This is a genomic window from Enterobacter nematophilus (genome assembly GCF_026344075.1).
Classification (GTDB): domain Bacteria; phylum Pseudomonadota; class Gammaproteobacteria; order Enterobacterales; family Enterobacteriaceae; genus Enterobacter; species Enterobacter nematophilus.
Genome location: NZ_JAPKNE010000001.1, coordinates 994,140 through 1,009,200, shown reverse-complemented (window position 1 = coordinate 1,009,200; position 15,061 = coordinate 994,140). Strand labels below are relative to the sequence as shown.

10 protein-coding genes are annotated in these 15,061 nt (G+C 56.7%); 9 read left to right on the top strand and 1 reads right to left on the bottom strand.

Translation table 11 applies throughout. The features are described 5' to 3' along the window. Positions 1–42: 42 nt before the first annotated feature. The gene (trxB, locus tag OSH03_RS04795; RefSeq protein WP_028012555.1) at positions 43–1,011 is read right to left on the bottom strand and encodes a thioredoxin-disulfide reductase; all 969 of its coding nucleotides are present in this window, start codon (positions 1,009–1,011) and stop codon (positions 43–45) included. 667 nt (positions 1,012–1,678) lie between these two features. Between trxB and lrp the strand changes: the two genes are divergently transcribed. The 9 genes from lrp to OSH03_RS04750 all read left to right on the top strand — a co-directional run bounded on the left by lrp (position 1,679) and on the right by OSH03_RS04750 (position 15,057). Continuing rightward, positions 1,679–2,173 (top strand): leucine-responsive transcriptional regulator Lrp, encoded by a 495-nt coding sequence (lrp, locus tag OSH03_RS04790; protein WP_000228469.1) that lies wholly within the window; start codon positions 1,679–1,681, stop codon positions 2,171–2,173. Between the two features lie 135 nt (positions 2,174–2,308). Further along, entirely contained in the window at positions 2,309–6,004 is a 3,696-nt protein-coding gene (locus OSH03_RS04785) for a DNA translocase FtsK 4TM domain-containing protein (RefSeq protein ID WP_266178412.1), read from the top strand. Positions 6,005–6,131: 127 nt separating this feature from the next. Beyond that, on the top strand, positions 6,132–6,746 hold the full coding sequence (gene lolA / locus OSH03_RS04780) for an outer membrane lipoprotein periplasmic chaperone LolA (RefSeq protein ID WP_014883204.1): 615 nt from the start codon (positions 6,132–6,134) through the stop codon (positions 6,744–6,746). A gap of 9 nt (positions 6,747–6,755) precedes the next feature. Further along, a complete protein-coding gene (gene rarA / locus OSH03_RS04775; RefSeq protein ID WP_151412820.1) occupies positions 6,756–8,099 on the top strand; it encodes a replication-associated recombination protein RarA in 1,344 nt (447 codons plus the stop codon). A 92-nt stretch (positions 8,100–8,191) separates the two neighbouring features. Then, on the top strand, positions 8,192–9,484 hold the full coding sequence (serS, locus tag OSH03_RS04770) for a serine--tRNA ligase (RefSeq protein ID WP_008499983.1): 1,293 nt from the start codon (positions 8,192–8,194) through the stop codon (positions 9,482–9,484). 211 nt (positions 9,485–9,695) lie between these two features. After that, positions 9,696–12,140, top strand: coding sequence for a dimethylsulfoxide reductase subunit A (dmsA, locus tag OSH03_RS04765; RefSeq protein ID WP_266178411.1), 2,445 nt, complete (start codon positions 9,696–9,698; stop codon positions 12,138–12,140). A gap of 10 nt (positions 12,141–12,150) precedes the next feature. Then, complete coding sequence (locus OSH03_RS04760; protein WP_266178410.1) at positions 12,151–12,768, top strand: DMSO/selenate family reductase complex B subunit; 618 nt, start codon at positions 12,151–12,153, stop codon at positions 12,766–12,768. A 1-nt stretch (position 12,769) separates the two neighbouring features. Further along, on the top strand, positions 12,770–13,633 hold the full coding sequence (locus OSH03_RS04755) for a dimethyl sulfoxide reductase anchor subunit family protein (RefSeq protein ID WP_266178409.1): 864 nt from the start codon (positions 12,770–12,772) through the stop codon (positions 13,631–13,633). A 275-nt stretch (positions 13,634–13,908) separates the two neighbouring features. After that, positions 13,909–15,057, top strand: a complete 1,149-nt coding sequence (locus OSH03_RS04750; RefSeq protein WP_045261768.1) for an MFS transporter — start codon at positions 13,909–13,911, stop codon at positions 15,055–15,057. Positions 15,058–15,061 lie beyond the last annotated feature (4 nt).

The following is a 15,061-nucleotide window of genomic DNA, read 5'->3' as shown; positions in this document are numbered from 1 at the left end:
CTGTGGCCGCCTTTATTTACGTTTGTTACTGACTTGTAAAGATTATTTACCTTGTTCAGCCAGTCCGTCGAGGTAGCGTTCAGCGTCCAGCGCGGCCATACAGCCAGTGCCCGCAGAGGTGATCGCCTGACGATAGATATGGTCCATCACGTCACCGGCAGCGAACACGCCCGGGATGCTGGTCTGGGTCGCGTTACCGTGAATGCCGGACTGCACTTTGATATAGCCGTTTTCCAGCTCCAGCTGGCCTTCGAAGATCGCGGTGTTCGGGCTGTGGCCGATTGCCACAAACAGACCCGCCACTTCCAGCGTTTCGACATTATCGGTGTTCTGGGTATCACGAATGCGCAGACCCGCAACGCCCATCTGATCGCCGGTGACTTCTTCCAGGGTACGGTTGGTGTGCAGCACGATGTTGCCGCTAGCCACTTTATCCATCAGGCGCTTAATGAGGATCTTCTCCGCGCGGAAGGTGTCACGACGGTGGATCAGATGCACCTCAGAAGCGATGTTCGCCAGGTACAGCGCTTCTTCCACCGCGGTGTTGCCGCCGCCGATAACCGCGACTTTCTGGTTACGGTAGAAGAAACCGTCGCAGGTCGCACAGGCAGAGACGCCGCGGCCTTTGAACGCTTCTTCAGACGGCAGGCCGAGGTAGCGGGCAGAGGCCCCGGTGGCAATGATTAGCGCATCGCAGGTGTACTCGCCGCTGTCGCCCGTCAGTCGGAACGGACGGTTTTGCAGGTCGACCTTGTTGATGTGGTCGAACAGGATTTCGGTTTCGAATTTAGCAGCATGCTCGTGCATGCGTTCCATCAGCAGCGGCCCGGTCAGGTCGTTCGGGTCGCCCGGCCAGTTTTCCACTTCCGTGGTGGTGGTCAGCTGACCGCCTTTTTCCATGCCTGTGATCAGTACCGGCTGCAGGTTTGCACGTGCAGCATAGACCGCCGCGGTATATCCCGCAGGTCCAGAACCAAGGATTAACAACTTACTGTGTTTGGTCGTGCCCATGAGATCCCCATTGTTGTTGGCAGGCAATGGGCTGGATTGTAGGGAATTTGTTGCCGTAAAAAAAGAGCACTGGGATTTTGCTTTCGATATATGCAATAGCTGCGCCCGATGAATCTAGCGCCGTTACATCACGTTTTCTACTGAAAACCGCTCGTTTATAAGGCAGTAAAATGAGGATTAATACCCCCCCGTAATGAATATCCGGCATCTTGTACTAAAAAACGATGTTTTGCTTTGACAATCCCCTGCGCATTTGCGAAAACATTCAAGGAAGAAAAAAACCGCGTTAACCGTATGCCGCATAGGCATGCACGTAAATGCCATTTTTACCGTGTCAGTGAAATCTACGCATGGCGTGGACAGACGCCATACGTGATGTCGGTGACAGCCTTCGGGCAGCGGTCTTCTTACCAACAGAACCCGAATCCGCATCGCGTCTATAGCCTAATAATTCGAGTTGCATGAAGGCGGCGACGCAGCGAATCCCCTGGAGCGTACATAAGTACGTGACTGGGGTGAGCGAGGAAAGCCAACGCACAGGCAACTTGAAGTATGACGGATATAATACATAACCAGGCGATGTGATGACTAACGGGTACAGGCTCTGAACAGTGATGTGCACAGGGTCCAGGCAGGAGTAGGGAAGGAATACAGAGAGACAATAATAATGGTAGATAGCAAGAAGCGCCCTGGCAAAGATCTCGACCGTATCGATCGTAACATTCTTAATGAATTGCAAAAGGATGGGCGTATTTCCAACGTCGAGCTTTCAAAACGTGTGGGACTTTCCCCGACGCCGTGCCTTGAGCGTGTGCGCCGACTGGAAAGACAGGGTTTTATTCAGGGCTATACGGCTCTGCTGAACCCGCATTATCTGGATGCCTCACTTCTGGTATTTGTTGAGATTACTCTGAATCGTGGTGCGCCGGATGTGTTTGAGCAATTTAACGCCGCTGTACAAAAACTTGAAGAAATTCAAGAGTGTCATCTGGTGTCCGGTGATTTCGACTACCTGTTGAAAACCCGTGTGCCTGATATGTCCGCCTACCGTAAGCTGCTGGGGGAAACCCTGCTGCGTCTGCCAGGCGTGAACGACACCCGTACCTATGTGGTGATGGAAGAGGTCAAACAGAGCAATCGTCTGGTTATTAAGACGCGCTAACACGGAACAGGTGCAAAATCAGCGTAGTTTGATTACACTCCTGTTAATCCATACAGCAACAGTGCCGGGGAGCCCCGGCGCTGTTGTCCGTTTTAGCAAACAGGCAGGATATGCCTGATACCTGGAGAGCCTTTCTTGAGCCAGGAATACACTGAAGACAAAGAAGTCACACTATCGAAGCTAAGCAGCGGACGTCGTCTCCTCGAGGCTTTGCTGATCGTTATTGCCCTTTTTGCCGTCTGGCTGATGGCAGCCTTACTCAGTTTCAACCCCTCCGATCCCAGCTGGTCGCAAACCGCGTGGCATGAGCCTATTCATAATTTAGGCGGCGTACCCGGAGCCTGGCTTGCGGACACGCTCTTTTTCATTTTCGGTGTGATGGCCTACACCATTCCCGTCATTATTATTGGCGGATGCTGGTTTGCATGGCGTCATCGTCAGAACGATGATTACATCGACTATTTCGCGGTTTCCCTGCGCCTGATTGGCGCGCTGGCACTGATCCTCACCTCCTGCGGGCTGGCGGCGATTAACGCCGATGATATCTGGTACTTTGCCTCCGGTGGGGTGATTGGCAGCCTGCTGAGCTCTGCGCTACAGCCGATGCTTCACAGCAGCGGCGGCACGCTGGCGCTGCTCTGCATCTGGGCGGCCGGGCTGACGCTGTTTACCGGCTGGTCATGGGTGAGCATTGCCGAGAAGATCGGCAGCTTTATTCTTACGATCCTGACTTTCGCGAGCAACCGTACCCGCCGCGACGACACGTGGGTCGATGAAGAAGAATATGAAGACGAGTACGAAGAGGAAGACGATGCCCCGGTGCAGCGTCGTGAATCTCGTCGTGCCCGTATTCTGCGCGGTGCCCTGGCGCGTCGCCAGCGCGTTGCTGAGAAATTTGCTAACCCGCTTGGACGTAAAACCGATGCGGCGCTCTTCTCCGGTAAGCGTATGGATGAAGACGAGCAGGTGGAGTACCGCGCAGCGGGTAACGCAGTAGATCCTGATGATGTGCTTTTCTCCGGCAACCGTGCGATGCCGGGTGATTTCGATGAATACGATCCGCTGCTTAACGGCCATACCGTTACCGCGCCGGTTGCCGCGGCCGCAGCCGCAACGACAGCAGCCCAGGCGTATGCCGCGCCTGTCGAAGCCGTGATGCCATCCGCGCCGGTTCCGCCTCCGGAATCCGCTATTCAGCAGCCTCAGGTTGCGTGGCAGACCGCGCCGGGTATCCACACGCCGGAGCCTGTTATCGCCCCTGAACCAGAAAGCTATATCCCTGTGCAGCAGGAGCAGTGGCAGCAGCCTTACCAGCCGCCGCAACCTGAGTATGAACCGCAGCAGTATGAGCAGCCTGTGGCCCAGCCGTATCAGGAGTACGTGCCTGAACCGGTTGAACCTGTGCAGCCTTATGTCGAGCCTCAGCCTGAACCTGAGGTGGTGGAAGAGGTGAAACCGTCTCGTCCGCCAATGTACTACTTTGAAGAAGTTGAAGAACGCCGGGCTCGTGAGCGCGAGCAGCTGGCGGCATGGTATCAGCCTGTGCCTGAACCGGTGCAGGAACCTGCTCCAAAAGCCCCGTCTGTTTCGGTTCCTCCGGTCGACCCGACGCCTGCTGTTGCCCCCGTAGCGGAAAGCGTGAAGCAGGCTACCGCGGCCGCAGCGGCGGCGGCACCTGTCTTTAGCCTGGCAACGGGCGGTGCGCCGCGTCCTCAGGTAAAAGAGGGAATTGGTCCGCAGCTGCCTCGCCCTAACCGCGTCCGCGTTCCAACCCGTCGTGAGCTTGCCTCCTATGGGATCAAGCTGCCTTCCCAGCGGATGGCCGAAGAAAAAGCGCGTGAGACGGACTACGAGGATGACGCTGATGAAATGCAGCAGGACGAGCTGGCCCGCCAGTTCGCCGCGCAGCAGAATCAGCGCTACGGTGAAGACTATCAGCACGATGAACCGATGCTGGAAGACGAAGATGACGCGGCTGAAGCCGAATTAGCGCGTCAGTTCGCGGCAACCCAGCAGCAGCGTTACTCCGGTGAACAGCCTGCTGGCGCGAACCCGTTCTCATTATCGGATTTCAAGTTCTCGCCGATGAAAGATCTGGTGGATGATGGCCCGAGCGAACCTCTGTTCACCCCAAGCGTGATGCCGGAAGCAGAGCCTGTGCGCCAGCAGCCAGCGCCGCAGGCACAGACATACGCGCAGCCGCAGCAACCTGTTCAGCAGCCGTATGCGCAACCGCAGCAGCCACAACAACAGCCGCCGCAGTTCCAGCAGCCAGCGCCACAGCCGCAGGAGAGCCTCATTCACCCGCTGCTGATGCGTAACGGTGACAGCCGTCCGCTGCAGCGTCCGAGCACGCCGCTGCCGTCGCTGGATCTGCTGACGCCGCCACCGGCTGAAGTCGAACCGGTTGATACGTTTGCCCTGGAGCAGATGGCCCGTCTGGTGGAAGCCCGCCTGGCAGACTTCCGCATCAAGGCGGATGTGGTGAACTACTCACCCGGTCCTGTGATCACCCGTTTCGAACTGAACCTGGCGCCGGGCGTCAAAGCCGCGCGTATTTCTAACCTGTCCCGCGACCTGGCGCGTTCTCTGTCGACCGTGGCGGTACGTGTGGTGGAAGTGATTCCGGGTAAACCGTACGTTGGCCTTGAGCTGCCGAACAAGAAACGTCAGACCGTTTACCTGCGTGAAGTGCTGGATAACACCAAGTTCCGCGATAACCCATCCCCACTGACCGTGGTGTTGGGTAAAGATATCGCCGGCGATCCGGTGGTGGCAGACCTCGCGAAAATGCCTCACCTGCTGGTAGCGGGTACTACCGGTTCCGGTAAGTCCGTCGGCGTGAACGCCATGATCCTCAGCATGCTTTATAAAGCGCAGCCGGAAGATGTGCGTTTCATCATGATCGACCCGAAAATGCTCGAACTGTCGGTCTACGAAGGCATTCCGCATCTGCTGACGGAAGTGGTCACCGACATGAAAGACGCCGCCAACGCCCTGCGCTGGAGCGTCAACGAGATGGAGCGCCGCTACAAGCTGATGTCGGCGCTGGGCGTGCGTAACCTGGCCGGCTATAACGAGAAAATCGCCGAGGCGGCGCGCATGGGCCGTCCAATCCCGGATCCTTACTGGAAACCGGGTGACAGCATGGATGCCCAGCATCCGGTGCTGGAGAAACTGCCTTATATCGTCGTGCTGGTGGATGAATTCGCCGACCTGATGATGACCGTTGGTAAGAAAGTGGAAGAGCTGATCGCGCGTCTGGCACAAAAAGCGCGCGCGGCAGGTATTCATCTGGTGCTGGCGACCCAGCGTCCGTCCGTGGACGTTATCACCGGTCTGATTAAGGCGAACATTCCGACCCGTATCGCGTTTACCGTTTCGAGCAAAATTGACTCCCGTACCATTCTTGACCAGGGCGGCGCTGAGTCGCTGCTGGGAATGGGTGACATGCTGTACTCTGGCCCGAACTCCACCTCTCCGGTGCGCGTGCACGGCGCGTTTGTTCGCGACCAGGAAGTACATGCGGTGGTGCAGGACTGGAAGGCGCGCGGACGTCCGCAGTACGTTGACGGCATTACCTCCGACAGCGAAAGCGAAGGCGGCGGCGGTGGCTTTGACGGCGGCGAAGAGCTGGATCCGTTATTCGATCAGGCGGTTAATTTCGTTACTGAAAAACGTAAAGCCTCCATCTCTGGCGTGCAGCGTCAGTTCCGTATCGGCTATAACCGCGCGGCGCGTATCATTGAGCAGATGGAAGCGCAGGGTATCGTGAGCGAACAGGGGCACAACGGTAACCGCGAGGTGCTGGCTCCGCCGCCGTTTGATTAACCTTCAGCGATTGCAAAGAAGGGTAAATCAGCAAAAATTAAGCATATTCTTCTGTCGCCTGCCTGCTGGCAGGTCCAGAATAGAAACGGAAACCCCATTTCGGGAAGACGTATTTTAAGGAATAACAATGAAAAAAATCGCCATCGCCTGTGCATTACTCACCAGTTTTGTAGCCAGCAGCGTCTGGGCTGATGCAGCCAGCGACCTTAAAAGCCGACTGGACAAAGTAAGCAGCTTCCACGCCAGCTTCACGCAAAAAGTGACAGACGGCAGCGGCAACGCGGTGCAGGAAGGACAGGGTGATTTGTGGGTGAAACGCCCCAATCTGTTTAACTGGCATATGACCCAGCCTGATGAAAGCATTCTGGTTTCTGACGGTAAAACCCTGTGGTTCTTCAACCCGTTTGTTGAGCAGGCCACTGCGACCTGGCTGAAAGACGCGACCAGCAACACACCGTTTATGCTGATCGCCCGCAACCAGGCCAGCGACTGGCAGCAGTACAACATTAAACAGAATGGTGATGAATTTGTCCTGACGCCAAAAGGCAGCAACGGCAACCTGAAGCAGTTCACCATTAACGTAAGCACCAACGGTACCATTAATCAGTTCGGCGCGGTTGAGCAGGACGATCAGCGCAGCAGTTACCAGCTTAAGTCTCAGCAGAACGGCGCCGTTGACGCATCGAAATTCACCTTTACCCCGCCGCAGGGCGTAACGGTGGACGACCAACGCAATAAGTAAGAGGCATGAGTGGGCAATCTGTCGCTCGATTTTTCAGATAATGCGTTTCAACCTCTGGCCGCCCGTATGCGGCCAGAAAATTTAGCGCAGTACATCGGTCAGCAGCATCTGCTGGCTGCGGGGAAACCCTTGCCGCGCGCCATTGAGGCGGGGCATTTACACTCAATGATCCTTTGGGGGCCCCCAGGTACCGGCAAGACCACGCTTGCAGAAGTCATTGCCCGGTATGCTAACGCGGACGTTGAACGTATCTCGGCGGTAACGTCCGGCGTAAAGGAGATCCGCGAGGCGATCGAGCGCGCGCGTCAGAACCGCAATGCCGGGCGCCGCACCATTCTCTTTGTCGATGAAGTCCACCGCTTCAACAAGAGCCAGCAGGATGCTTTCCTGCCGCATATTGAAGACGGCACGATCTTTTTTATCGGCGCGACCACCGAAAACCCGTCGTTTGAGCTCAATTCCGCGCTGCTTTCCCGCGCGCGCGTCTACCTGCTTAAATCCCTGACCACCGAGGATATCGAAAAGGTCCTCACGCAGGCGATGGACGACAAAGCGCGTGGCTACGGCGGGCAGGATATCGTCCTGCCTGACGACACGCGACGTGCGATTGCGGAGCTGGTCAACGGCGATGCGCGCCGCGCGCTGAACACGCTGGAAATGATGGCCGACATGGCCGAAGTGGATGATGCCGGAAAGCGCGTGCTGAAGCAGGAGCTGCTGACCGAAATTGCCGGAGAGCGCAGCGCGCGTTTCGATAATAAAGGCGATCGTTTCTACGACCTGATCTCGGCGCTGCATAAGTCCGTGCGCGGCAGCGCCCCGGATGCAGCGCTCTACTGGTACGCGCGTATCATCACCGCGGGTGGCGATCCGCTATACGTTGCGCGCCGCTGCCTGGCGATTGCCTCAGAAGATGTTGGCAACGCCGACCCGCGCGCCATGCAGGTTGCGATCTCGGCCTGGGACTGCTTCACCCGCGTAGGCCCGGCGGAAGGGGAGCGCGCCATTGCTCAGGCGATTGTTTACCTGGCCTGTGCGCCGAAAAGCAATGCCGTTTATACCGCGTTTAAAGCCGCGATGTCGGACGCGCGTGAACGCCCTGACTACGATGTGCCGGTCCACCTGCGCAACGCGCCAACCAAGCTGATGAAAGAGATGGGTTACGGGCAGGAGTACCGCTACGCGCATGATGAACCCAACGCCTACGCCGCTGGCGAGGAATATTTCCCGCAGGAGATGGCACAAACCCGCTATTATCACCCCACAAACAGAGGTCTTGAGGGCAAGATTGGTGAAAAGCTCGCCTGGCTTGCCGGACAGGATCAAAATAGCCCTATAAAACGCTACCGTTAGCGCTATCGTTGCGGTAATGTTGGCGTAGTATCCCTGTGGCCGCAGGCTGTGGTCACATTTTCCTATTTTAATTCGATAAGCACAGGATAAGCATGCTCGATCCCAATCTGCTGCGTAATGAGCCAGACGCAGTCGCTGAAAAACTGGCACGCCGGGGCTTTAAGCTGGATGTAGATAAGCTGCGCGCTCTTGAAGAGCGTCGTAAGGTTCTGCAGGTACAAACTGAAAATCTGCAGGCAGAGCGTAACTCTCGATCGAAATCCATTGGCCAGGCGAAAGCGCGCGGGGAAGATATTGAGCCATTACGCCTGGAAGTGAACAAGCTGGGTGAAGAGCTGGATCAGGCGAAAGCGGAGCTGGACGTTCTTCAGGCCGAAATTCGTGATATCGCCCTGGCGATCCCGAACATTCCTGACGACAGCGTGCCTGTCGGCAAAGACGAGAACGACAACGTAGAAGTGAAACGCTGGGGCACGCCTCGCGAGTTTGACTTCGAGGTGCGCGATCACGTCACGCTGGGGGAAATGCACGCGGGCCTGGACTTTGCGGCAGCGGTCAAGCTGACCGGTTCTCGCTTCGTGGTAATGAAAGGCCAGATTGCCCATCTGCACCGCGCCCTGGCGCAGTTCATGCTGGATTTGCACACCGAGCAGCACGGCTACAGCGAAACCTACGTTCCGTATCTGGTTAACCACGATACGCTGTACGGTACGGGCCAGCTGCCGAAATTTGCCGGCGATCTGTTCCATACCCGTCCGCTGGATGAAGAAGCAGACAGCAGCAACTATGCGCTGATCCCAACCGCGGAAGTGCCGCTGACCAACCTCGTGCGTGATGAGATCATTGACGAAGACGACCTGCCAATCAAGCTGACGGCACACTCTCCGTGCTTCCGCTCGGAAGCAGGTTCTTACGGTCGCGATACCCGTGGACTGATCCGTATGCACCAGTTCGACAAAGTTGAGATGGTGCAGATCGTACGTCCTGAAGAATCCATGGACGCGCTGGAAGAGATGACCGGCCACGCGGAAAAAGTGCTGGAGCTGCTGGGCCTGCCGTATCGCCGTATGGCGCTGTGCACCGGTGACATGGGCTTTGGCGCCTGCAAAACCTTCGACCTGGAGGTCTGGGTGCCTGCGCAGAACACCTACCGTGAAATCTCCTCCTGCTCTAACGTCTGGGATTTCCAGGCGCGCCGCATGCAGGCACGCTGCCGCAGCAAATCTGATAAGAAAACCCGTCTGGTGCATACCCTGAACGGTTCTGGTCTGGCTGTTGGCCGTACCCTGGTTGCCGTGCTGGAAAACTACCAGCAGGCAGATGGCCGCATCGAGATCCCTGAAGTGCTGCGTCCATACATGAAAGGCCAGCAGTACATCGGCTAATTCTTTGCCTCAAAACAAAAAAGCGCCTTCTGGCGCTTTTTTTATGCCTATGAATTGACACGACGCAATACCCCCTCCCTCTAAAGTAGTAATACTCCTCCGAATGAAAGTTAGCATAAAACGCTGATAACGAAGCAATTCGTTATTTATAAAACTATATAGCGGTTCGTGCCGCCTCTCTTTTCTTTGTGAGCAACCAAAGTGAGTCTCTATGAAAATCAAAGCGCCTGAAGCGTTAATGGCTGCCGAGGTCACTCGCCGTGGGTTGATGAAAACCACGGCAATAGGCGGCCTGGCTGTAGCCAGCAGCGCCTTCACGCTCCCTTTTACCCGGCTGGCGTCGGCGGCGGATGCACTATCCTCAGCCGCAGCTCCGGAAAAAGTGGTGTGGAGTGCGTGTACCGTAAACTGCGGTAGCCGTTGTCCGCTGCGTATGCATGTGGTGGATGGCGAAATTAAGTATGTCGAAACCGACAACACCGGGGACGATAACTACGAAGGGTTACACCAGGTTCGCGCCTGCCTGCGCGGTCGCTCCATGCGTCGCCGCGTCTATAACCCGGATCGTCTGAAATACCCAATGAAGCGTGTCGGTAAACGTGGGGAAGGGAAGTTCGAGCGCATTAGCTGGGATGAAGCCTACGACATTATCGCCACCAACATGCAGCGCCTGATCAAAGAGTACGGCAACGAGTCCATCTACCTGAACTATGGCACCGGGACCCTGGGCGGCACGTTGACCCGCTCCTGGCCACCGGGTAAAACGCTGGTCGCGCGTCTGATGAACTGCTGCGGCGGTTATCTCAATCACTATGGCGACTACTCTTCCGCACAGATTGCCGCGGGCCTGAACTATACCTACGGCGGCTGGGCCGACGGCAACAGCCCGTCCGATATCGAAAACAGTAAGCTGGTCGTCCTGTTCGGTAACAACCCGGGCGAAACCCGGATGAGCGGCGGCGGGGTGACGTACTACCTCGAACAGGCCCGAGCCAAATCTAATGCCCGCATGATTATTATCGATCCACGCTATACCGACACCGGTGCCGGGCGCGAAGATGAGTGGATCCCCATTCGTCCCGGTACCGATGCGGCACTGGTTTCCGCGCTGGCGTGGGTGATGATTACTGAAAACCTCGTCGATCAGCCGTTCCTTGATAAATACTGCGTCGGTTATGACGAGAAAACGCTGCCAGCCAGTGCCCCTGCCAACGGTCACTACAAGGCCTATATTCTCGGCCAGGGTAGCGATGGCGTGGCGAAAACGCCGGAGTGGGCCTCCACCATCACCGGTATTCCGGTTGAGCGCATTGTTCAGCTGGCGCGTGAGATTGGCACAGCTAAACCGGCCTACATCAGCCAGGGCTGGGGACCGCAGCGTCATGCGAATGGCGAAATTGCCACCCGCGCTATCTCCATGCTTTCTATTCTGACCGGAAACGTCGGTATTCATGGTGGTAACACCGGCGCGCGCGAAGGTTCTTATGAAGTGCCGTTTGAGCGTATGCCGACGCTGGATAACCCGGTTCAGACCAGCATCTCCATGTTTATGTGGACGGATGCGATTGAACGTGGCCCGGAAATGACCGCCCTGCGCGACGGCGTACGTGGCAAGGACAAGCTGGATGTACCGATCAAGATGATCTGGAACTACGCCGGCAACTGCCTCATCAATCAGCACTCGGAAATCAACCGCACCCATGAAATCCTGCAGGATGACAAGAAGTGCGAGATGATTGTGGTGATCGACTGCCACATGACCTCCTCGGCAAAATATGCCGATATTCTGCTGCCGGACTGCACCGCGTCTGAGCAGATGGATTTCGCGCTGGATGCGTCCTGCGGCAACATGTCCTACGTGATCTTTACCGACCAGGCCATCAAGCCGCGCTTCGAGTGCAAAACCATTTATGAGATGACCTCCGAGCTGGCGAAACGTCTTGGCGTTGAGCAGCTGTTTACCGAGGGACGCACGCAGGAAGGGTGGATGCGCCATTTGCACGAACTCTCTCGTAAAGCGATTCCTGACCTGCCGGACTTCGATACCTTCCGCAAGCAGGGCATGTACAAGCAGCGTGACCCGGAAGGGCATCACGTGGCGTATAAAGCGTTCCGTGAAGATCCGCAGGCGAATCCGCTGACCACGCCGTCGGGCAAAATCGAAATCTACTCCGAAGAGCTGGCAAAAATCGCCTCTACCTGGGAGCTGCCGGAAGGCGATGTTATCGATCCGCTGCCGATCTACACGCCGGGGTTCGAAAACTATAACGATCCGCTGACGGCGAAATTCCCGCTGCAGCTGACCGGTTTCCACTACAAGGCGCGCGTGCACTCCACCTACGGTAACGTCGACGTACTGAAGGCCGCCTGCCGCCAGGAGATGTGGATCAACCCGATGGATGCCAAAGCACGTGGTATTAGCAATGGGGATCGCGTGCGTATCTTTAACGGTCGCGGCGAGGTGCACATTGAAGCCAAAGTGACACCGCGCATGATGCCAGGCGTAGTGGCGCTGGGGGAAGGGGCCTGGTACAGCCCGGATGCCAACCGCATTGACCAGGCAGGCAGTATCAACGTCCTGACCACTCAGCGTCCGTCGCCGCTGGCGAAAGGCAACCCGTCTCACACAAACCTTGTCCAGGTTGAAAAGGTTTAAGGAGTAACCGATGACAACCCAGTATGGATTTTTCATTGATTCCAGCCGTTGCACCGGGTGCAAAACCTGCGAGCTGGCCTGTAAAGATTACAAAGATCTCACTCCGGACGTGAGCTTCCGCCGCATTTACGAATACGCCGGGGGCGACTGGCAGGAAGATAACGGCGTCTGGCATCAGAACGTTTTTGCCTATTACCTGTCGATTGCCTGTAACCACTGTGAAGATCCGGCCTGCACGAAGGTGTGCCCGAGCGGGGCGATGCACAAGCGGGAAGACGGTTTTGTGGTGGTGGATGAAGATGTCTGCATTGGCTGTCGCTACTGCCATATGGCGTGCCCGTACGGCGCGCCGCAGTACAACGCCGCCAAAGGGCATATGACCAAGTGCGACGGCTGCCACAGCCGCGTAGCGGATGGCAAAAAGCCAATCTGCGTCGAGTCCTGCCCGCTGCGCGCCCTGGATTTTGGTCCGATTGAAGAGCTGCGTCAGAAACACGGCCAGCTTGCCGCACTGGCGCCGCTGCCCTCCGCGCACTTCACGAAGCCGAGTATTGTCATTAAACCTAACGCCAACAGCCGTCCGACGGGTGACACCACCGGCTACCTGGCTAATCCGAAGGAGGTGTGAGATGGGAAGTGGATGGCATGAATGGCCGCTGATGATCTTCACGGTCTTTGGGCAGTGCGTAGTGGGCGGCTTCATTGTTCTCGCGTTGGCGCTGTTAAAAGGGAACCTCAATGCTGAACAGCAGCAGCGTTTAGTGTTGAGCATGTTTGGCCTGTGGGTGCTGATGGGGATTGGATTTATCGCCTCTACGCTGCACCTGGGCTCACCGATGCGCGCGTTCAACTCCCTGAACCGCGTGGGGGCCTCATCCCTCAGTAACGAAATTGCCAGCGGGGCAATCTTCTTTGCGGTCGGCGGGCTGGGGTGGCTGCTGGCTGCGCTCAAGAAATTGCCTGCGGGCCTGCGCAGGCTGTGGCTGATCGTCACCATGGTACTGGGCGTGGTGTTCGTGTGGATGATGGTGCGCGTCTACAACACCATCGATACCGTCCCAACCTGGTACAGCGTCTGGACGCCGATGAGCTTCTTCCTGACGATGTTTATCGGCGGGCCGCTGCTGGGCTACCTGCTGCTGCGCGTGGCGGGGGTAGACGGTTGGGCAATGCGTTTGTTGCCAGCCGTTTCGCTGCTGGCGCTGGTGGTGAGTGCGATGGTCGCCCTGATGCAGGGTGCCGAACTGGCAACCATTCACAGCTCTCTCCAGCAGGCTTCTGCGCTGGTGCCGGACTACGGCTCGCTAATGGCCTGGCGCGTGGCGTTGCTGGCGGCTGCGCTGGTATGCTGGATTGCCCCTCAGCTTAAAGGTTACCAGCCCGCTTTGCCGCTGCTATCCCTGGCCTTTGTGCTGGTGCTGGCGGGCGAGCTCATTGGTCGCGGCGTGTTCTATGGCCTGCATATGACGGTCGGTATGGCAATCGCCAGCTAATTTTATTTTTGGTTATTAAAAGCCGGGACATAGCGCCCGGCTTTTCTTTTTTTCATTCATGAAATTTTTCGACTGTCGTTTTGTTTTAATTTTGGTCATTAATAAATAAAAACAGATACATAATTAATATCTATAGCAGGCGCTGCATTAGCAGGATAAGTTTTTTAAATCGACAGGGAACATATTGTGCGAGCCGGCTAAATCTGTGGATTGACTTTGTTTTTGCCAGTGGCATGATGCGCACGAAATCTGAACTTCCTCACGGTTTTTAATCCATGACCACCTATACCCGGCCAGTGCTCCTGTTGCTCTGTGGCCTGCTTCTGTTGACCCTGGCGATCGCCGTGTTAAACACGCTCGTCCCGCTGTGGCTCGCCCATGAAAACTTACCGACCTGGCAGGTGGGTATGGTCAGCTCGTCCTTTTTCACCGGGAACCTGCTGGGCACATTATTAACCGGTAGCCTGATTAAGCGTTTTGGCTTTAATCGCAGCTATTATCTGGCCTCGCTGATTTTCGCTGCCGGGTGCGCCGGTCTGGGTCTGATGGTCGGCTTCTGGAGCTGGATGGCATGGCGCTTTATCGCCGGCGTCGGCTGCGCGATGATTTGGGTGGTGGTTGAAAGCGCGCTGATGTGTAGCGGTACCTCCCGCAACCGCGGGCGCCTGCTGGCGGCCTATATGATGGTTTACTACGTCGGTACCGTTCTGGGTCAACTGATGGTCAGTAAACTGCCAACCGACCTGATGAGCGTACTGCCGTGGGTAACGGGGATGGTGCTAGCCGCTATCCTGCCGCTGCTTTTTACGCGCATTGTGAACCAGAACAGCGAACATCAGGAAGCGACCCACGTCTGGCCGATGTTGAGGCTCCGTCAGGCGCGTCTGGGCGTTAACGGCTGCATTATCTCGGGAATTGTACTGGGCTCGCTCTATGGCCTGATGCCGCTCTACCTGAATCATCAGGGCGTCAGCGATTCCGGAATTGGTTTCTGGATGGCGGTGATGGTCAGTGCGGGTATTGTGGGGCAATGGCCGATTGGCCGCCTGGCGGACCGCTTTGGTCGTCTGCTGGTGCTGCGCGTTCAGGTCTTCGTGGTGATCATGGGATGCCTTGCGATGCTCAGCAACGCCGCGATGGCGCCCGCGCTGTTTATTCTCGGAGCCGCAGGTTTCACGCTCTATCCGGTCGCGATGGCCTGGGCCTGTGAGAAAGTAGAACATCACCAGCTCGTGGCAATGAATCAGGCGCTGTTATTAAGCTACACCATCGGTAGCCTGCTGGGACCGACATTTACCGCGATGCTGATGCAGAATTATTCCGACAATTTGCTGTTTATCATGATTGCCAGCGTGTCGTTTATTTATCTCTTAATGCTGCTGCGTAAAGCGGGCGAGCATCCAACGCCTGTGGCACACGCCTGATTAA

Excerpts from the sequence above, each read along its gene's own strand:
- OSH03_RS04750 (WP_045261768.1), top strand. The coding sequence starts at position 13,909 with ATGACCACCTATACCCGGCCAGTGCTCCTGTTGCTCTGTGGCCTGCTT.
- OSH03_RS04760 (WP_266178410.1), top strand. The coding sequence starts at position 12,151 with ATGACAACCCAGTATGGATTTTTCATTGATTCCAGCCGTTGCACCGGG.
- lolA (WP_014883204.1), top strand. The coding sequence starts at position 6,132 with ATGAAAAAAATCGCCATCGCCTGTGCATTACTCACCAGTTTTGTAGCC.
- dmsA (WP_266178411.1), top strand. The coding sequence starts at position 9,696 with ATGAAAATCAAAGCGCCTGAAGCGTTAATGGCTGCCGAGGTCACTCGC.
- trxB (WP_028012555.1), bottom strand. The coding sequence starts at position 1,011 with ATGGGCACGACCAAACACAGTAAGTTGTTAATCCTTGGTTCTGGACCT.
- lrp (WP_000228469.1), top strand. The coding sequence starts at position 1,679 with ATGGTAGATAGCAAGAAGCGCCCTGGCAAAGATCTCGACCGTATCGAT.
- OSH03_RS04755 (WP_266178409.1), top strand. The coding sequence starts at position 12,770 with ATGGGAAGTGGATGGCATGAATGGCCGCTGATGATCTTCACGGTCTTT.
- serS (WP_008499983.1), top strand. The coding sequence starts at position 8,192 with ATGCTCGATCCCAATCTGCTGCGTAATGAGCCAGACGCAGTCGCTGAA.